Origin of the sequence: Nitrosospira multiformis ATCC 25196, assembly GCF_000196355.1 — a bacterium.
Classification (GTDB): Bacteria; Pseudomonadota; Gammaproteobacteria; order Burkholderiales; family Nitrosomonadaceae; genus Nitrosospira; species Nitrosospira multiformis.
In genome coordinates, this window is record NC_007614.1 from 2,470,782 (window position 1) to 2,490,287 (window position 19,506).

Genomic DNA, 19,506 nt, shown 5'->3' on the forward strand with positions numbered 1-19,506 from the left:
CTTCGCCAGCTACCCATTACATGGCTCAATCATGCTGTCAGGGGGGCTTCGCCCATCTTTGTCATATTCATTACTTGGGTCAGTTACCGTCCGATTTCAATAGATGAGTTTGGATTTGTTTGGACAACAAAAAACCCGCAAGCCTTTATTCATGCGGGTTTTCTGGATTTCTTTGGATTATTTTGGACTTTCAATTGGGCGGCGTCAACTGAATAATGCCCTGTGATGCCCATGTATAAAGGGTTATGCTAGTTAAAGAATTCTGAGTTACCGTCAAAGTTACCGCCACATTACCGATGTGGGAGCACTGAAATATGATAAAAGTGTGCATTCTTTGATGCCAGAGTGGCTGGCGGTTCCTTGGCTAGAGCAGTCATTTCCGTTTTCTTAAAATGCTGTGCTTCCCAAGCGATCAGCGACTATTTCAAACATCAAATCATAGATCAAGAATCTATCAGTTACTGTGCAAGGAATTAGGTTGGGAAGCCGAGGTTGTATCACTGGCCTTCGCACCCGCGTTAATGATGGCAGCATCCAGAACCGAGCGGTATCCTGTCAGTGAATACTCGCGCAGCTTTTGGAAGAATGCGTTAAAGTCACGCGGGGCCACCATGTTGAACTGGTAGCGCACCGACAATCCTTCTTTTTCTAACCAAGCATTCAGTTGGGTGAAATGCGCACTAGCGTATTCGTGCTTTTTCACGTTTTCTGGAGATAGATCGCTGATTTCGCCATCGTCCTTGATCTCGGCCACAAACAGCCAGTCACCTTGTTTGATGAAAAAATCCGGGCTGAATTCACCGCGTTTTGGATGTTCACCCTTCTTCCACGCGTATTCGAGCGAATAGAAGTTCATGGCAGCGTTCTTCAGCCAGGTGTCCAGACATTTTGTGTTTTCCCTTTTGGTCAATTCCCGCATGAACTTGCGTTCGGGGGTAGCGTCGGCAATGGCGAGATTGACGGGCGATTTGAAATCGGCGGGGTTCCCAACCTCCACCCGACCGCTAACGAAATCCCCATCGGCATCAACTACCTCGTCAAAGAATTCCTGCTGCTCGTCCACCAAGGTTTCGCGACAGCCCTCGGTGAAGAAGACTGTTTTTGTCCCACGCCGCAGTTCTGCGGCACTGCAACTGTCGGCCTGCCGTGTCGCGGTGTTAAACGTCACCAGCGCCTGGGGCGACAACACATACACTACCCGTTTCGTCGCTTTGCGCTTCAAAGGGCCGATTGCTTGTAGGAACTTCTGGCGATTGTCGTCGGTGATGCGACCATCAGTGATGCCCGCCTGTTTCAATGATTCACTGACAATCGCCATGCATTTGTCGCGGGGAAAACGTTTTGCATAGTTGGTCCGATCTTCCGGGTCTTGTGCATCGGCGGTTTCTTGGTCGATGCTCTTGAGCCGCAAGTAAAGCTGCTCAGCCACATCCTCAGCGGAATAAGTTTTCTGGCGGAGGATTGCGCCAAACTTTGAATGCTTGCCGGTCAGCGCCTCCTCGAATTCTACCGTAACGGATTGGTCCACTACCTGTGAAGGCAGCACCACGTAGCCCTTCGCGAAAATCTGGTACTCACCGCTTTGCGGATGATCGGTGATTTCTTCCTTACGCGTGTAATCCAGGTTGTGCAGCTCGAAGTGATACGGTGATTCCACTAGTGGTCGCGACGACAATCGGCGCTCGATTTCTAAAATCTCGTCAACTAGATGCTTGATGCGCCTTGACCATGCATCGTGATTGAATACCGTCACTATCGGATCTTCCCCTGTCCAGCCAACGGGCCTACGCAAGCCCCGGCCTAGCACCTGAGCTATTAGCAATTTACTGTTGAATGCGCGTTCCTCGTGCGGGACAATCTGGAACACGTTTTTCACATCCCAGCCCTCGGACAGCATGGATACCGAGATGATCCATTCCACCTTGCTGGCAAGGCTATCCACTGTTCGTAGCATCGCCACATTGGCCTGATGCTCCTTGGCTGAAGTTACCACCAGCACCTTTGCACGAGCCTCTTCCGGTTTGATCTTCTCCCATGTAGTCAGCCAATCAGTCAGGTCTTCCGCCACCTGTTTGCACGCCGCGATCTTTTGCGTAATCACTATGGTCAAGGGCCGAATAATCCGGCTCTTCAGCTTCCTCTTCCAATCCTCATGTCGCTGCCAGATCAGTTGCCAGTAGTCTTCTTGGCCATGGGTAGCTGGCATATCAGAAACGTACTCCACCTTTTTAACGAAACGCTCCTCGATGGCCTGCCGCAACGAGTAGCGATACACCACGTCTGAGAAGTAATCGTTGCCAACATAGCAGGTACCAGAAACGGCTAGCACATAGCGGAAACCATAGTCGGCCGATTGCAGGAAGGTTTTCCACTTACCCGCCTCTGTGCCGGTTTCGTTAGCCACGTGGTGGGCCTCGTCGTTCAGTACCGCTACCCGAGCGCCCTTACCCTTGAGACTGTCACGGATAGATGAATTCACATGGTCCAGAATAGCGTGGTAGTTCTCCACACACAGGGCACCATCTACAATGGTTTCCGAGGCGTTGATGACGCGAGGTGTGGAAAAGCGCGCATAGGCCGGTAGGGTATCGCGTAAATCGGCATTGCTCGCTAATTCCTTGAACTTGGCCAGGAGGCCTGCCTCAATTGTGTTGGATGGGCAGAGTACCAGCACCCGGTCCACTACCCCCTCAGCTAGCAGGATCGCCGCGATGCCATAGAGCACGAAACTTTTGCCCGTGCCGGTTGCAAGATCCAGTGAACAGGCAAGCTGAGCGGGTAATTGCAAATGCGACTGCATCGAATCCCATCGCCCCCAGCGATGTCGCAAATCCTCGTTGGCCTCGAAATTCTCTTTGGCCAATTGGCACAAGTCGGCATACCGCCCACCCAACCAATAACTCAGTACGGCTCGGATTGCCGTCTTCTGGTATTCACGGTGCCCACACAAGGCGTCAAGAAATGCCTCATAACGGCTCTCATCCCATTTACAAGGATCATGGGGCTTGATTGCCAGAACCAGGTCTTCATTGCGGAAGGCGCGGCGGTCACCGAAATGGCGTGCGGTAGTCCTCATGCTCTTTTTGCCTCTGTCTTTGCAATGGGAGAGCCGTTGCGCTTTTCAAGTTTCTCTAGCGCAAAATGAGCCGCAGGTATCACCACACGCGCCTCATTGCCATAGATGTCTAGGAAAACCGCCATGACCTTCTCGCCGGGGCGGTTGGCAGGAAAACGCACCTCCCAAGCCGCCCCCTCGATAGCTTCGGCATAAAACACCTCGTCCAGATCGAACACATCATTCTCGGCATCGTAGTCATAATCCAACATTACCATGGACAATGTTTCCCGGTTGCCACGTTTTCGCATCGGCTCCCGCACGGCGGCCTCGCTGAAAAAAGTGTCGATGCGAATGAATGCTTGCTCAAGCAATTCACCCTCCGGGTTGCCTCGACCCACGGCGTACTCCAACTCAGGGGTCTTAATGAAATCGAAGCCTACGGCATCTACCGTGTCGTTCACCGCCATCTCGTCAGTCGGCTGTTTTAAGGCAAGAAAGTCGCGTTGATGCAGCTCGTGAATGATGGAATACGGCACCCGCAGAGCGTAATAGCGTACCTCCCCGATCTGGATGTAATCCTGTTGGAAGTCGAAGGCCATTGCCGGCGCGATAATGAATATACGTGTGCCAACCTTGGAGCCCGCCGCTTCATGGATAGAGCGTAACGTCTCCTCGCTGACTGTCGCGCCATTCCCCTTGCGGTGATCGAAAATAATGACGGGGCTGGCTTTCAGTGTGCCATCAAATTGGATGCCACCGATTCGTTGGGGGGCACTCTGGCAACTAAAGAGGGTGAGGGCAAACCGCCGCCAGTCACTCCAAGGCAATTCCTTAAGACGGGCGAAGTCGTAGAGGCCGGCGTTGTAAAGGGTGAAGGGCTTGGCTTTGAGCGCCTTGCCCTTTTCGCTGAGATTCAGCATCCGCTTCTGGATGGTGTAGATCGCAAGTTTCCCGCAGTCAATGCCGATCCAGCGACGATTAAGTTTTTCTGCAACCGCACAGGTGGTTCCTGATCCGGCAAATGCATCCATAACAAGATCTCCAATATTGGAGGAGACCTTGATGATTCTATTTAAAAGTGCAGGATTTTTCGCGCTTGGATAGTCGTATCTGTCACTTGATGCTCTGTTAAGAAATGGAATGTCGCTCCACCAATCACGAGGTCTAATACCCTCTTTTGTGTCGAAGTAATCCCTATAGACCCATTCCGGATTTGCTGCCTCTACATCCAAAGGAATACCATGCTTACCGCGCCATGGACTTCCCTTGACGTTTCTTCCCCTTAATTGAAATTTCCTTCCATCTTCATCGATGTGCTCATATTTTGCCAAAGTACCTTGTGAATACTGACCAGCCGCCTCTTTCCAGTTAAATACATGTTGATCTGATTTGAAGTTTTTTGCATACACCAAGATATTGTCATGCTTCCTGTTCCAATGACGTGTTGCTAACTCACGTTCTCCGTAGCACCAAGCAACTTCGTTCATAAAGTTTTGCTCGCCAAAAATCTCATCAAGGATAACTTTTATGTAATGAGACTTACGGTAATCCAGGTGAACGTATAGAAGGCCATTATCAGAAAGAAGGTCACGAATGAGGATTAGCCTTTTTCGCAAAAACTCAATAAATGTAGCGCCATAAATCTTATCCTGATACGCTTTTTGGTCTTGCGCGCCCTGAAATTCTTGTCGAGTTGCAAATGGCGGGTCGATATATACCAAGCGGATACCAGACGTTCCGTCGGCGTTGCATAGTTCCCCACGCCGCTTCATTTCCAGCAACGTCTTCATGGCTTGCAGGTTGTCCCCAAAGATCAATTTGTTGTGCCACGTCACCCCGTTTTTATTGAAGGTTCGTACTGGCTGTAAGGGTACTGCCAGCGTGTTGGCGATGATGTCTTCCTCGCGCTCCTTGCCTTGATAGACCAGCTCGTATTCACGCTTCTCAGGCGGGAACAGGATGCGCGACCATTCCGGCGCTACTTCTCCACCGGAAAGTAGGATTTCGATGATGCGTTGTCGTTGTTCAGGTGTCATGTTAAATTTTTCAGCTTCGTTTTCAGCGCCTGCACCTCTTGGCGTTCTATATAACGACTATTACAGGCCTTCATCAGGCTAGCATTTTTAATCGGTAACACCGGTAACAATTGGGATAAGGTGCTAGAAACATCCAATTCATGAGGCTTTCCGTGTTACCGCAAAATGTCACCCATTCGAATATATGGGGTAACGGCGGTAACAGGTGTCAGCTTAAGTCAGAACAGACTGAGAAGAGGCGCTTGCTTAACCGTGGCATGTATCAGCAACAAAGGGAAGATGTTAAAAAACGCTCTACTGTAACAGAAGGAGTTATCTTAGATGTTAACTGTAACTGTACCGTATCTACTATAGGACTGCACGCACGAAGCTGTACAGTACGGTAACCGTAACAATATCAGTAACGGTTACAGTTACGGTAACAGAGAATCGAATATATCAATAAATCCTGTAACGGTAACAGGAACATGAGAAGCAAAGATTTCTGTAACAGGAATTCCTATAGCGAGATTTCCGGTAACAGTGCAAGTGTTACCGGCCTGACTTGGCGCGGTAACACCAGGGTTACGTCGAAAATTTCGCTCCTATTGGCTGTTACCGCGTTACCGCTGTAACAGCGGCAATTGCGTTTACTCTTCCTCATCCCGATATCGAATAACGTAGACCCTCGATGAACCCAATCCTTGAAGTCGCACAACTTGCGACGGTTTGCCATCATTGCCTGGAAGCAATAGGCCAGCATTCAGCAAGACTTTCTTAACCGTCTTCTCATCAAAGCCCTCGCAGACTTCCTTGCGGAAGACTTGCGGCAATACCAGGAACTCCCGGCCTTCTTTTATTCCGTTCCGGTAGAAACCTGCCCTTTTTGGAATGCGCTGGTCAATTGTTGCGTTGATATCTTCAAACCTGCTTGCACCATGGGTTTCAAAGAAAGCCCGTACCTGAGCCAATATCGCCCGTTCTTCGCGGTTGCCACTCCCGCCAAAGGCTTCCAGCCAAACGGCAAAGCAGGTGTGAGCAGCATGAATCGCTTCACCTTGAGACCATCCTGTTAATTTTGAGTGTGTTGCCAGTTCGCCCGCCACGGCAACCAATGCAAAGCGACGCGCTACCCGCTCAACTTGCCCTGCCGCCCTTGCCGGTATTACTCCCGTTACAAATTGCTTGATTTGCTCAGGGACAAAGTCTTTGAGGGAAATCCTGTTCGCGACGAGATAGCGCAACCATTCCTTACCAACAGCGCCATGATATTTGCTAGATGCTTCCTTTATCGCTACCGCCAGGGAAGCAGCATTGGGATATCCATTCAATGTCTCGAATATGCCCATGCCTGAGCCTGCATCAGCTTCTATGTCGGCTAGACGGATTTCCTGCCCGGCAGTTGTTTGTTTGCCTGCTTGTGCCATGATTGCGGAAAGAGAGGTTTCACCTGCGCTTAAGAACAGCAGCCGCCAGCGTTGGCTTGAGCGGGCAAAGCCATTGCGTGACGCTCTGACTTTGCCTTGACCATTCGCCAAAAGATAAGCGGCTTCTCCCGCATCCTTTGGTTCAATCTATCCAATTTCATCCAGAATCAGCAAGCCGTCATTGTGCAGTGTTGCCAATCCTTCCAAGCCATTGACCGTGCCACGCCAGAGCCGCACATAAGCTGAAGGATTGCCCCATACTGAAGCGGCAAGCTTTAATGCACTGGATTTGCCGGAAGATGAGGCGCCGCGAAGATGAAAGCCACCGGAGTCTTCCCCTGCAATTTCAGCCAATGCGCCTGCAAAGGCCACGGATAGCGCAAATACAAGGCGCGTATTGCCTGCCGCCAGTGCTGCCACAGAATCACGCCATTCCTCTACCGTGCCGACTTCCGTATAAGCCGGTTCAATCGCGTGCGAGTTTTGAAATACGACAAGTTCTTCAGTTTCCCCAATTGCACCAGTGGGTGTAACAAAAGTATTGCCGTGCCAGCCAAGACGATCTACGCAACGTGCTCTTGCTTCTACCGGCCATACCTTGACATATGCAGCCAACAAGCCACGTGCGAATTGATTAGGCGAGATATGCAACCCAAGGCGGGCAAGCTCACGCCTCACATCCGCGCCGTCACTCTCCAGGAGTTCGAGCGGCATTGCCCATTGGTGGATATGTCCATCATCATCCCGCCATTCCAATAATCGCCCCCATTCGCCGCTCTTCCCATCCCTTGTTTTGGCAATTACAGATAGAGGGACGCAAATCCATTGCGGCAATTGCTCGTTTCCGTCTTTGTCTCTACCATGGAAATAGACGCCTGTTTCTGCAAGTTCGAAGCGACCGCTCCCGTATGAGCATGAAGTTATAAGAGCAGTCGTTGAGTTTTGGGTTGACGGTAGGGGTGCGATTTGTGCTGTGCTGATATTTCGCATCGCCATCCCCTTACAGCGCCTTGCCAGCCGTTTTACGGGCGGCTTCCAGTTTGGCTACCAATTCCCGTATCTCATCATCTGTCTTCCCAGCAATGCGGGCAGCATTAATGGCGGCTACTTCGCTGGCAGGCCAGCCTACAGAACGCGGGCCAAGTCTAACTGGCTTGGGCCAAAGTCCTTGCTGAATGCGAAGATAAATGGTTGAACGGGATGCGCCGGACTCAGCTTTAACAGCAGGAAGTCTTAGGATTGCTTGAACCATGTTTGTACCTCTTTAGGTGTTGTTGAACATGGTTGGCAATTAAATAGCACAAGCGGATACGATAATACGCGCGGAGGGTCGCGGGTATTCAATGCGAGTTACGTGGAAACTAGCGCCAATAGCGGCTTTTGGAGGGTGCGGTGAACTATTTGCGCGGGCCGGTGGGAAGACCGTCAGCGCGAAGGATAGTAGCCATGATTTCGGCGGTGCGTTCAGACACGCCTTCCCCCTTTAGCCAATCAATGACTTGCTGATTGGTAGGCGCGGTGGTTGGGTCTGACGGGTCGTAGTTGCTCCAGAAACGCTGGGCAGCACCTCCAAGCTTTCGCAGTAAATGGGTTTCGTGTCTGCCCCATGGCCAATCGAGATTACTGAGTGTGATAGGTTCAGGTTGCCAGGGGAATTGTGCGGGGATGGGATACTGTATGCTTTTGAGCCAGGTAGCGAAATTTGTAAGCTTGACTTCGCTTTCTTCCAGTCCTTCCTCACTGCGTGAAAGCAGTTTCAAGAAACTGTTCGCGCCAATACTGGCCTTGGCTAGGCCAAGCAAATCCTCGAATTGCCGGGGCGGTTCCTTGAACGACCTTGCGAGTTGAGGTTGCTCGAACAGTTGGAAGCTCGCTGGATCAAGATCGCAAGCCAGCGCGACTGACTGCCAGAGTCTTGCCTGTTTAACCGATTTCCAGTTATCCCAATTTGGCTTGCGAAGTCCCCAAGGCCAAGCGTTATCTTCACTCATGGTTTTCCCGAGAGCCCATTACTTCTCTAGGCCACGCCATGCAAGGGGATGATTTCGGCACCAGCTTTGAGTTTGTCCAGGTAATCCGCCCATTGCTGCATCATCTTGCGACGCTCGGGTAGATGAGCGGTTCGATTATAGGCGCGGCCATTAGGGTCTCTTACCGAATGAGCTAACTGGTGTTCGATAAAGTCAGGACGAACGCCTAGCACTTCATCAAGAATGGTTCGCGCCATGGCGCGAAAACCATGGCCACTCATTTCTTCCTTGTCTATGCCCATGCGTCGCAGGGCAGCAAGGATTGCATTATCACTCATGGGCCGGCCATTGGTACGCGCACCGGGGAAAACAAAGCGGCTTCTGCCTGTTAAAGCTTGCAGTTCCTTGAGGATTTCCACGGCTTGTGTTGAGAGGGGAACAATGTGCGGGGTATTGGTCTTGGTGACGGTATAGCGCCATTCCCCGCCATCCAGGTCTATATCCTTCCATTCGGCTTTGCGCAGCTCGCCTGGGCGCACAAATACCAGTGGAGCAAGGCGCAATGCACAACGTACAACGTGAGAACCTGTATAGCCATCGATTGCCCGCAGCAATGCGCCTACCTGTTTAGGTTCGGTAATGGCGGCAAAATGTTCTCCCTTCACCGGGGGAAGGGCGCCTCTCAAATCAGCGGAAATATCTCGGGTAGCACGTGCGGTTGCGATGGCATAGCGAAAAACTTGTCCACAGTTACCCAATGCCCTATGCGCGGTTTCCACTGCGCCCCTGCTTTCGATGCGCCGCACTGTTGCCAGCAGTTCAGGTGCTGCTATCTCGGAAATGGGCTTGCTACCAATCCAGGGAAAGATATCGCGCTCGAACCGGCGAATAATTCGCTCACCATGGCTTTCATTCCAGGTCGGGGAAAACTTCGCATACCATTCCCTGGTGATCACTTCGAAACTGTTTGTAGTCTTTTCCAGCTTAGCAGCTTTGACCGCTTTACGGTTTTCGCCGGGATCGACATCGGAAGCAAGCAACTTGCGAGCTTCGTCACGGCGATTACGGGCGTCTTTCAAGCTCACGTCGGGATAAACACCCATGGAGAGGGTTTTGCGTTTGCCGCCATAGCGGTAATCAAATCGCCACCAGCGGGAGCCATTGGGTTTGAGCAGCAGGTATAGCCCGCGCTCATCTGTTAGCTTGAGAGGTTTGTCAGCAGACTTGGTATTGCGAATAGCGGTGTCGGTAAGTGCCATGACGGTAACTCCAGTTGGCGGTAACTCTATTACCGTCAAGTTTACCGTCAGTTACCGTCGGATTTCAATAGATGAGTTTGGATTTGTTTGGACAACAAAAAACCCGCAAGCCTTTATTCATGCGGGTTTTCTGGATTTCTTTGGATTATTTTGGACTTTCAATTGGTGGAGGCGGCGGGAATTGAACCCGCGTCCGCAAGCCCTCTACAGGCAGTTCTACATACTTAGCCATGTTTTTTAATTTAACCTGGCATCCGTCAACCGGCGGACTGATGGCAGGCGAGTCACCTATTGTTTAACGCCCTGTAAAGTAACCCTACCGGGCGCGATCCTCGTTAATGGCTCCGCTGTCTGTTGCCAGACCCGGCGTTGAGGCCCACCGGTGCGGAGTCCAGCCGGATTTAAGCGGCTAGAGCGTAGTTTTCGTCGTTTGCGACTATTGGTTTCCAGATGTATTTACGAGGTAACTGGTCCTCGGTATGCCCTGCTCTGTTTTGCAACCCACGTCGAAGCCAAGTCGCCCCCGGCATTCTGTATTACGGCTAGTTAGATGACTGCGAACCGAAAGAGTTCAATGGGGGTGCTGCATATTATTCCCGCAACAAACCTACCGCCAGCAGGATTCCCCTCGATTAGCAATAATATCACGGTCGGATTATACCCATTATTGTCGGGGGAGAGAACTCAAACCCATTCCCAGATTTTGATGTTACCGAATAGTCATGTCTTCGAGGAAGAAACCTGTCCCAGGTCCTGGCACTGTTTCCCTTCGACAGTTCAGGGCGAACAACGGTCGAGAGATTGAATACCCTCTCCCTGGCAGGGAGAGGGTGTCTTTTTGAAACAAACGTCGGGCGAGGCGAAAATCCGTCGCTGCCTTCCCCCCCCTCTCCCTGCCAGGGAAGGGGCTTTTCCAGACGAGCAAATAAGAAAAGAGAGTGCGAACGGTTTTTACAAATAGCCGAGCAGTTCTTCGGGCCGGTCTATGAGGTATCTTGCACCCCAGGTTTCGGGGGCACCTACATTGCCGAGATAGCCGTATCTGGCGATGATGGGTTCCATGCCGGCGGCGAGGCTGGCCTGGACGTCGCGCAGGTCGTCGCCCAGATAGATGCATTCTTCCGGCGGGACGGCTATTGCTCCGCTCGCTGTAAGCAGAGGCTCGGGATGGGGTTTGGAGTGCGTGGTATCGCCCCCGCTGATAAGGCAGGAAGCACGATTGCCCAAACCCAGCGCCTCGAGGAGCGGTACGGAAAAACGAGCGGGTTTGTTGGTGACGATGCCCCAGATCAGGCCCCGGTCATCGAGCTGATCGAGGAGATCCGCGACCCCTGCGAACAAGAATGTCTCGCGGCAGAGGTGTTCCGCGTAGAAGTCGAGGAATTCGGTGCGCATGGCGTCATATCCGGCGTCCCCGGGCTTGATGTTGAATCCCAGGCCCAACAGGCCGCGCGCCCCCGCGGAAGCCTCGGTACGGATGAGCTCCAACGGCAGGGGCAGCAGCCCGCGGGCGATGCGCTGCCGATTCAGGGCATACCCGAGATCGGGGGCGGTATCGGCAAGCGTTCCGTCGAGATCGAAGAGAACGGCGTTAATCATGAAAGAAGCATGGATACGAACCGGAGGAATAAAGATGGGCGCCAATCCAGATTGATGATGTCACCGATGACCGGGCTCAACTGAAATGATCGCTTGGAGTCTGGCCTTGGAGCGCGAGGGGTTTCAGGCACGGAATGCCATGATGTAGTTCACATCGGTATCCTGTCCCAGGGAGTAAACTTTGGTGATGGGATTGTAGCTCATGCCGATTACTTCCTGCACATCCAACCCTGCTTCGCGCGCCATGCGTCCAAGTTCAGACGGTTTGATGAATTTGGCATAGTCGTGCGTCCCGCGCGGCAGCAGGTTCAACACGTATTCCGCCCCGATCACGGCAAACAGGTACGATTTGGGGTTGCGATTGATGGTCGAGAAGAATACCCAGCCACCGGGCTTGGCGAGCTCCGCGCAAGCTCTCACCGTGCTGACTGGATCCGGCACGTGCTCCAGCATTTCCATGCAGGTGACCACATCGTAATGATGGGGCTGCTCCGCCGCGAGCGCTTCCACTGAGCTCTTGCGGTAATTGACTTTATTCCCGCTTTCCAGCAGGTGCAGCTTTGCCACCTTCAGCGCCTTGTCGCCCAGATCGATGCCGGTTACCTGCGCGCCGCTCTCAGCCATGCTTTCAGACAGGATACCTCCGCCACAGCCGACATCCAGGACGTCTTTACCCGCCAGGCGGGCGTGGCGGTCTATGTAACCCAGCCGCAGCGGATTGATCTCATGCAGCGGCTTGAATTCACTGTTGGGATCCCACCAGCGATGCGCGAGCTGGTTGAATTTTTCCAGTTCCAGCAGATCAACGTTGACACTGCCATTTTCGATTTCTTTATCCATCATTTTTCGTGAACTGCTATCACGCCCGTTGTCATTTGTTCCCGCCAGAATTCAGCCCTGTGCACCAATTCTTCCCGGTCCAGCGTAGTCAATTCCGAGTCACGCAGCAGCATTTTACCATTTACCCACACATGACTCACATGTTCACGTCCGGCAGCATAGACAAGATGGGAAACAGGGTCATAGCAGGGCGCCATATCAAGACTGGAGAAATCCACGGCGGCAATATCCGCAGCTTTGCCTGGAACAAGGGAACCGATACGGTCTCCCAACCCTAAAGCCCTGGCCCCGTTGAGCGTGGCCATTTGCAGCACCTGCCATGCAGGCAGCACTTCTGCCCTCCCGCTTTGTCCTTTTGCTAGGAGTGCCGCAAGCCGCATTTCCTCGAACATCTTGAGCCGACTGTTACTTGCAGCGCTATCCGTTCCCAATCCTACGTTGACGCCTGCTTCTATAAGAGCGGCAACGGGTGCCAGCCCACTCGCATGTTTAAGGTTGGAAGAAGGGCAATGGGCTACGGAACAGCCTTGCTGCGCCAGCAGTTCGATTTCTCCCCCGGTAAGATGCACCATGTGTACCGCAATCAGATTGGGTCCGAGCAGTCCGAGCTTGTGAATGCGCTCAAGGGGACGCATTCCATAGCTTTTCAGGCTGTTGTCGATTTCATCCCCGGTTTCGTGCAGATGAATGTGAATGGGTACATCCAACTGCTCTGCATAGGTGAGAACCCGGGACAAATTCTTGTCACCTACGGTGTAAGGCGCATGTGGGGCAAAACAGAATGACAGGAGGGAATGCGGATTGTAATCGTCCCGCAGCGCCAGACCCTTGGTCAGATAGTCGTCAGGATCGCTGGCGTAGGCAGTGGGAAAGTCGATTGCGATCATGCCGATGCTGGCACGCATGCCCGCGGCCAATGCGGCGCGCGCAGCGGCTTCCGGAAACAGGTACATGTCATTGAAACAGGTAACTCCACCCTGCAGCATCTCGGCGCATGCCAGACGCGTACCATCGAAAACAAAACCCTGGTCCACGTGCTTCGCTTCCGCCGGCCAGATATGATGGGTTAGCCACTCCATCAAAGGCAGGTCATCTGCCATTCCTCGCATCAGCGACATGGCCGCATGCGTGTGGAGATTTATCAGGCCGGGAATGAGCGCGTGGCTGTTCATCACGACGCGTTCGCGCGGCTCGAATTGCACGTGTGCCTCGGCGCGGGGCAGGATTGCGCGAATCATGCCCTGGTCAATTGCAATGGCATGACCATGAAGCACCGCGCCCGCGGGCTCAACCGGGATTATCCAGCGTGCCTCCAGCAGCGTATCGATTTTTACCGGATCCATCATCGCGGAAGCTTAGCAAAAAAAAACCCTGCCGCGATGGCAGGGTTTGATTTTTTTGCGTTTTTTATATATGGATCGAATTATTGTACTGTTTCCTTCGTACCGGCGACTTCAACTTCGACGCGACGGTCGGGTTGCAGACAGGCGATCAGAGCCTTCGTCTTCTTGTTACCCTTGCAGGTATCGCCCGTTACAGGATTAGCTTCGCCTTTGCCGTCGATGAAGATGCGATCAGCCGGGATGCCTTTTTCGTTGACCAGGTAAGCCTTGACGGATTCGGCGCGGCGCATGGAAAGTTTCTTGTTATAGGCATCGCTGCCGAGACGGTCGGCATAACCGATGGCAACGATGGTGTCGTATTTGACGCCACCAAGCTTGGCCACAAGATCATCCAGGGTCTGTTTGCCTTCTGGCCTCAGGTTGGCCTTGTCGAAATCGAACAGTTGATCGGCGGAGAGCGAGATTTTCTCAGGCTCGGTATAAACAGGAGCAGGAGCAGGGGCAGGGGTGGGTTCTGGAGCGGGGGCTTCGACTTTTTTCTCGGGTTTTGGCAGCAGATCAGGGTCGCACTCATAGGTTGCCATTGCAGGTGTCCAATAACCGGTGCGCCAGCAGTCTCCGGAAGAATCTCTGACTACTTCGCCAACGCTATCGACCGCGTAGGCCTCAGGTATCTCCTGAGCCATAGCGACGCCTGAAAACAGCACTGGCAAAACAGCTGCTCCAAGCAAGAGTTTTTTCGTTACTGTATTTTTCATGCTATGCCCCTTTTTAGAAAAACTAAGATTCAAGATCAGATCATCCCTGTAAGTCATGCAAATGAAAAGACTAAGCCGCCTCATTGCGGCATCGCGCATCATTGCATAATCGCGCTTTGATTATGTATTCATATATTTGTCCTTGTCAAATAGGGGTGTTGCAATCGGCATGAAAACCGGGCTTTCCGGGTGACTCCCCTACGGGCGGCATGCTAAAATGGGGGGCTTTATATGCCGATATCAGGAAAGAAATATATCCTCGATATGTTCCCGTTCCCGCAAGTTCTTGTCCCCCTTCAAAAGTAATGGATCAATTCGCGAAAGAAACCCTGCAGATCAGTCTCGAAGAGGAAATGCGCCGCTCCTATCTCGACTACGCCATGAGCGTCATCGTGGGACGCGCATTACCCGACGTGCGCGACGGCCTGAAACCGGTGCATCGCCGGGTTCTATTCGCTATGCATGAACTCTCCAACGACTGGAACCGTCCCTACAAAAAATCGGCGCGCGTCGTCGGTGATGTCATCGGTAAATATCACCCGCACGGCGATACTGCCGTATATGACACTATAGTACGGATGGCGCAGAATTTCTCGCTGCGCTACATGCTCGTGGATGGACAGGGCAACTTCGGCTCCGTGGATGGCGACAACCCGGCGGCAATGCGTTATACCGAAATCCGCATGTCTCGCATCGCGCATGAAATGCTGGCCGATCTGGATAAGGAAACGGTTGATTTCGGCCCTAACTATGACGGCACCGAGAAAGAACCGCTGATCCTGCCGACCAAAATCCCGAACCTGCTTATCAATGGTTCGTCCGGGATTGCGGTGGGCATGGCAACCAATATTCCGCCACATAACCTGAATGAAGTGACGGATGCCTGCCTCGCCCTGCTGAAGAACCCCGAAATCGCCATCGAGGATCTGATCGAACTGATACCGGGCCCGGATTTTCCCACCGCCGCGCTGATCTATGGCGTGACCGGCGTAAAAGAAGGCTACCGCACGGGCCGCGGGCGCGTAATCATGCGCGCGCGCACTCACTTCGAGGATATGGAAAAAGGGGGCGGACGCCAGAGCATCGTTATCGACGAGCTGCCCTACCAGGTAAACAAGGCCAATCTGCTTATCCGTATCGGCGAGTTGGTGCGGGATAAGAAAATCGAAGGCATTTCCGATTTGCGCGATGAATCGGATAAATCGGGGATGCGCGTGGTTATCGAACTGCGCCGCAACGAAGTACCCGAGGTGGTGCTGAACAATCTCTATAAAGAAACGCAAATGCAGGACACCTTCGGCATGAACATGGTGGCCCTGCTTGACGGGCAGCCGCGGCTACTGAATTTGAAGCAGATGCTGGAGGCGTTCTTGCGCCACCGGCGCGAGGTCGTTACGCGGCGCAGCGTATTCGAGTTGAAAAAGGCCCGTGAACGCGGCCATGTGCTGGAGGGACTCGCTGTCGCCTTATCCAACGTGGATGAAGTGATTGCCCTGATCAAGGCAGCGCAGACGCCTGCAGCAGCCAAGGAAGCATTGATGTCGCGGGTGTGGCGCTCGCGACTGGTGGAGCAGATGCTGGCACGCGCTGCAGTGGATGCGAAGCAATTCCGACCCGAGGGCCTGGCGCCCGAATACGGGTTATTTGATGACGGCTATCATCTTTCCGATGGACAGGCACAAGCTATACTGGAATTGCGCCTGCAACGCCTGACGGGGCTCGAGCAGGACAAGATTGTCAGCGAGTATAGGGATGTGATGGAGAGAATAGCCGACCTTCTCGACATTCTTGCCCGCCCGGAGCGTATCACGGCCATCATCACCGAGGAGCTTGTTGCGATGAAGCAACAGTTTGGTGATAAACGCCGCAGCGAGATCGTCATCAATACTCAGGATTTGAGCATGGAGGACCTGATCGCATCCGAGGATGTGGTCGTGACGCTATCGCACAATGGATACATCAAATCCCAGCCGCTCGACGACTATCGCGCGCAGAAACGGGGCGGCCGGGGGAAGCAGGCAACAGGCACCAAAGATGATGATTTCATCGATAACCTGTTTATCGCCAATACGCACGACTATATTCTCTGCTTTTCCAGCCGGGGGAGGGTCTACTGGATCAAGGTGTATTCCGTGCCGCAGGGAGGACGCGCTTCCCGCGGCAGGCCTATCGTCAACCTGATGCAACTGGAATACGGCGAGAAGATCAATGCCGTTCTTCCGATAAAGACATTCGATGACAACCGTTATGTATTCATGGCAACTTCTCTGGGCACGGTGAAAAAAACACCCCTGTCGGAGTTTTCGCGGCCGCGCGCGAGTGGCATCATAGCGGTAGGTCTCGACGAGGATGATTTCCTGATCGGCGTAGCGCTGACCGAGGGCAAGCATGATGTGATGCTCTTCTCCGATGGAGGGAAAGCCGTGCGTTTCGATGAGAACGACGTACGCCCGATGGGACGGGGCGCGCGGGGTGTGCGCGGGATGACGCTGGGCAAGGGGCAAAAGGTGATTTCGCTGCTGGTGGCCGAGAGCGAGGAGCAGGCGGTGCTGACCGCAACCGAGAATGGCTATGGCAAACGTACTCCCATCAGCGAATACACTCGTCACGGCCGGGGTTCGCAGGGCATGATTGCGATCAAGACCACCCAGCGCAACGGCAAGGTCGTGGGGGCGCGCCTGGTGCGCGAGGACGACGAAATCATGCTCATCACGACCGGTGGCGTGCTGATCCGCACACGCGTGAAAGAGGTGCGCGAGATGAGCCGGGCAACACAGGGCGTGATACTGATCAACCTGGATGAGGGTGAGAAGCTTGCCGGGCTGGAAAGGGTCGTGGAAACTGACGAAGCGCCAGGATTAGGGGAAGGCTTAGCCACGGATTTGCCGTGAACAGCCAGAGTAAGAACTCATGAGGAATTCATAAGGAACTCCGATGGAACCCATCTATAACTTCAGCGCAGGTCCGGCGGTATTACCAAAGGAAGTTTTGCAGCAGGCGCGTGACGAAATGCTTGATTGGCACGGCAGCGGTATGTCGGTGATGGAAATGAGTCACCGCGGCAAGGAATTCATGTCCATTGCGGCCAGGCTCGAGACGGATTTGCGGGAATTGGCGAGCATCCCGCCCAACTACAAGGTACTCTTTTTGTCCGGCGGCGCTTCCAGCCAGTTCGCGATGGTGCCGATGAACCTGGTGCGCGGAAAGAAAAGCGCCAACTATATCAATACTGGCCAGTGGTCCACGAAAGCGCTCAAGGAAGCGAAAAAATATTGCGCCGTTCATGTTGCAGCTTCCTCGGAAGATGCAAATTTTACGTATGCTCCCACCCAGGATAAATGGAACATCGATCCGGAGGGAGCTTATCTGCACTACACGCCCAATGAGACGATTGGCGGAGTGGAGTTCAACTGGATTCCGGACTTGTCGGGTACCGATATACCCCTGGTGGCGGACATTTCTTCCGCCTTTATGTCACGCCCCCTGGATGTAAGCCGGTTTGGGCTGATTTATGCCGGCACTCAGAAAAACGTGGGTCCCGCAGGCCTCTGTATCGTCATCGTGCGCGAGGACCTGATAGGAACAACCGTGCCGGGCACACCGACCATGTTCGATTACAAGATTCACGCCGACAACGACTCCATGTACAACACGCCGCCGACTTATGCGATGTATATCACGGGGCTGGTGGTGGAATGGCTGAAACAGAAAGGCGGGCTTCAGGCAATGGAGAAAATCAACATTGCCAAGGCGCGTCTGCTGTACGACTTTCTGGACACTACTGATTTTTATCATTGCCCCGTGGCGAAACCCGACCGGTCGCGCATGAATGTGCCGTTCACTTTAAAAGATCCGGGGCTCGATGAAGAGTTTCTGAAACAGGCCCGAACGCACGGCCTCATCCAGTTGAAAGGCCATCGTTCTGTCGGCGGCATGCGCGCTTCGATATACAATGCGATGCCGCTTGAAGGCGTAAAGGTCTTGGTGGAATTCATGAAGGAATTTGCGAGCAATCATGCCTGAACGTGCACATAAAATCTTCCGGATACTGACCCTCAACCAGATTTCGCCGCTGGGCCTCAAGCTTTTCAGTTCCAGCCATTATAAAGTGGGCAGCGACACAACCGAGCCCGATGCGATTCTGGTGCGCTCCCACAATATGCTGGACATGGATATTCCTCCCAGCGTGAAAGCAATAGGCCGGGCCGGGGCAGGCACGAACAACGTACCGGTCAGCGCCATGAACCTGCGCGGGGTGCCCGTTTTCAATGCGCCGGGAGCCAATGCCAACGCAGTCAAGGAACTGGTGCTGGCAGGCCTGCTGATCGCTTCCCGTAACCTGATTCCGGCGATTCATTTCACCGAAAAACTGGAAGGCGATAACGAGACCCTGAACAGGCTGTCTGAGAACGGCAAAAAGCAGTTTGCTGGCATCGAACTGCCCAGACGTACGCTGGGCATCATTGGCCTGGGCGCAATAGGACGCCTGGTGGCTGATGCAGCGCTTCGGCTTGGCATGAAGGTGATGGGATATGATCCCAATATCACCGTGGATGCAGCCTGGAACCTGTCCTCGGAGGTCAAGCGCGCGGAAAGCATCGAAGATTTGTTGCGCAACAGCGAGTTTGTAACATTGCACGTACCCCTGCTAGATTCGACCCGGCACCTCGTCAACCGGCAGGTTGTGCAAAGCATGAGAAACAGTACGATTCTGCTCAACTTTTCGCGTGACGGCATCGTGGATGAAAATGCCGTGCTCGAAGGAATCGAGATGGGGAAGATAAAATATTACGTAAGCGATTTCCCCAGCGAAAAGCTTCAACATCATGCAAGGGTTATCACCCTGCCGCATCTGGGCGCATCCACTCAGGAAGCGGAAGAGAATTGCGCGGTAATGGTGACGAAGCAGGTAATCGATTATCTGGAGAACGGCGGCATTACCAATGCAGTCAACTTCCCCAATATAACAATGGAGCGGGAATCCCCTTATCGACTCGCCGTTGCGAATGCCAACGTACCGAACATGGTGGGGCAAATTTCCACCGCCATGGCGAAAGCCGGTCTCAATATCCACACCATGGGTAACAAGTCTCGCGGCGAAATGGCCTACACCCTGGTGGATGTCGACAGTCCGGTACCCCAGGAAACGATCGACGAGATTGCGGCGATAAAGGGTGTGTTGAATGTACGCTACCTGCCGGTACCGGCCAAATAGCTGCCATTTCATGTCATAGCTT

12 protein-coding genes, 1 other RNA gene and 1 pseudogene are annotated in these 19,506 nt (G+C 53.2%); 3 read left to right on the plus strand and 11 right to left on the minus strand.

Features of this window, described 5'->3' with window-relative positions; all coding sequences use genetic code 11:
• Window positions 1–454: 454 nt before the first annotated feature.
• The 11 genes and pseudogenes from NMUL_RS11365 to NMUL_RS11410 all read right to left on the minus strand — a co-directional run bounded on the left by NMUL_RS11365 (window position 455) and on the right by NMUL_RS11410 (window position 14,269).
• Entirely contained in the window at window positions 455–3,076 is a 2,622-nt protein-coding gene (locus NMUL_RS11365; protein WP_011381477.1) for a DEAD/DEAH box helicase, read from the minus strand.
• Window positions 3,073–5,094 carry a site-specific DNA-methyltransferase gene (locus NMUL_RS11370; RefSeq protein WP_011381478.1) on the minus strand — a complete coding sequence of 674 codons (2,022 nt, stop codon included), beginning with the start codon at window positions 5,092–5,094 and terminating at the stop codon, window positions 3,073–3,075. The genes NMUL_RS11365 and NMUL_RS11370 overlap by 4 nt, the downstream gene beginning before the upstream one ends.
• Window positions 5,095–5,723: 629 nt before the next feature.
• Window positions 5,724–7,496: pseudogene (locus tag NMUL_RS16530) on the minus strand (DUF927 domain-containing protein).
• A 4-nt stretch (window positions 7,497–7,500) separates the two neighbouring features.
• Entirely contained in the window at window positions 7,501–7,752 is a 252-nt protein-coding gene (locus NMUL_RS11380; protein ID WP_011381481.1) for a helix-turn-helix transcriptional regulator, read from the minus strand.
• A 145-nt stretch (window positions 7,753–7,897) separates the two neighbouring features.
• Window positions 7,898–8,491, minus strand: coding sequence for a hypothetical protein (locus NMUL_RS11385; protein ID WP_011381482.1), 594 nt, complete (start codon window positions 8,489–8,491; stop codon window positions 7,898–7,900).
• A 26-nt stretch (window positions 8,492–8,517) separates the two neighbouring features.
• On the minus strand, window positions 8,518–9,729 hold the full coding sequence (locus NMUL_RS11390; protein WP_011381483.1) for a tyrosine-type recombinase/integrase: 1,212 nt from the start codon (window positions 9,727–9,729) through the stop codon (window positions 8,518–8,520).
• A 163-nt stretch (window positions 9,730–9,892) separates the two neighbouring features.
• Window positions 9,893–10,254: a transfer-messenger RNA gene (ssrA, locus tag NMUL_RS15450) on the minus strand.
• 426 nt (window positions 10,255–10,680) lie between these two features.
• Window positions 10,681–11,328 (minus strand): HAD-IA family hydrolase, encoded by a 648-nt coding sequence (locus NMUL_RS11395; RefSeq protein WP_011381484.1) that lies wholly within the window; start codon window positions 11,326–11,328, stop codon window positions 10,681–10,683.
• A 123-nt stretch (window positions 11,329–11,451) separates the two neighbouring features.
• Window positions 11,452–12,171 carry a bifunctional 2-polyprenyl-6-hydroxyphenol methylase/3-demethylubiquinol 3-O-methyltransferase UbiG gene (gene ubiG, locus NMUL_RS11400; RefSeq protein WP_011381485.1) on the minus strand — a complete coding sequence of 240 codons (720 nt, stop codon included), beginning with the start codon at window positions 12,169–12,171 and terminating at the stop codon, window positions 11,452–11,454.
• The gene (locus NMUL_RS11405) at window positions 12,168–13,514 is read right to left on the minus strand and encodes a TRZ/ATZ family hydrolase (protein ID WP_011381486.1); all 1,347 of its coding nucleotides are present in this window, start codon (window positions 13,512–13,514) and stop codon (window positions 12,168–12,170) included. Before NMUL_RS11405 ends, ubiG begins: the two co-directional genes overlap by 4 nt.
• A 77-nt stretch (window positions 13,515–13,591) precedes the next feature.
• Window positions 13,592–14,269, minus strand: coding sequence for an OmpA family protein (locus NMUL_RS11410; protein WP_011381487.1), 678 nt, complete (start codon window positions 14,267–14,269; stop codon window positions 13,592–13,594).
• A 305-nt stretch (window positions 14,270–14,574) separates the two neighbouring features.
• On the opposite strand from NMUL_RS11410, the gene gyrA reads away from it, so the two are divergent.
• Genes gyrA through NMUL_RS11425 form a run of 3 tightly spaced genes read left to right on the plus strand, consistent with a single transcriptional unit; the run spans window position 14,575 to window position 19,484 of the window.
• The gene (gene gyrA / locus NMUL_RS11415) at window positions 14,575–17,160 is read left to right on the plus strand and encodes a DNA gyrase subunit A (RefSeq protein ID WP_041352579.1); all 2,586 of its coding nucleotides are present in this window, start codon (window positions 14,575–14,577) and stop codon (window positions 17,158–17,160) included.
• 43 nt (window positions 17,161–17,203) lie between these two features.
• Complete coding sequence (serC, locus tag NMUL_RS11420) at window positions 17,204–18,292, plus strand: 3-phosphoserine/phosphohydroxythreonine transaminase (protein WP_011381489.1); 1,089 nt, start codon at window positions 17,204–17,206, stop codon at window positions 18,290–18,292.
• Window positions 18,285–19,484, plus strand: coding sequence for a phosphoglycerate dehydrogenase (locus NMUL_RS11425; protein ID WP_011381490.1), 1,200 nt, complete (start codon window positions 18,285–18,287; stop codon window positions 19,482–19,484). The genes serC and NMUL_RS11425 overlap by 8 nt, the downstream gene beginning before the upstream one ends.
• The last annotated feature ends 22 nt before the right edge of the window (window positions 19,485–19,506 follow it).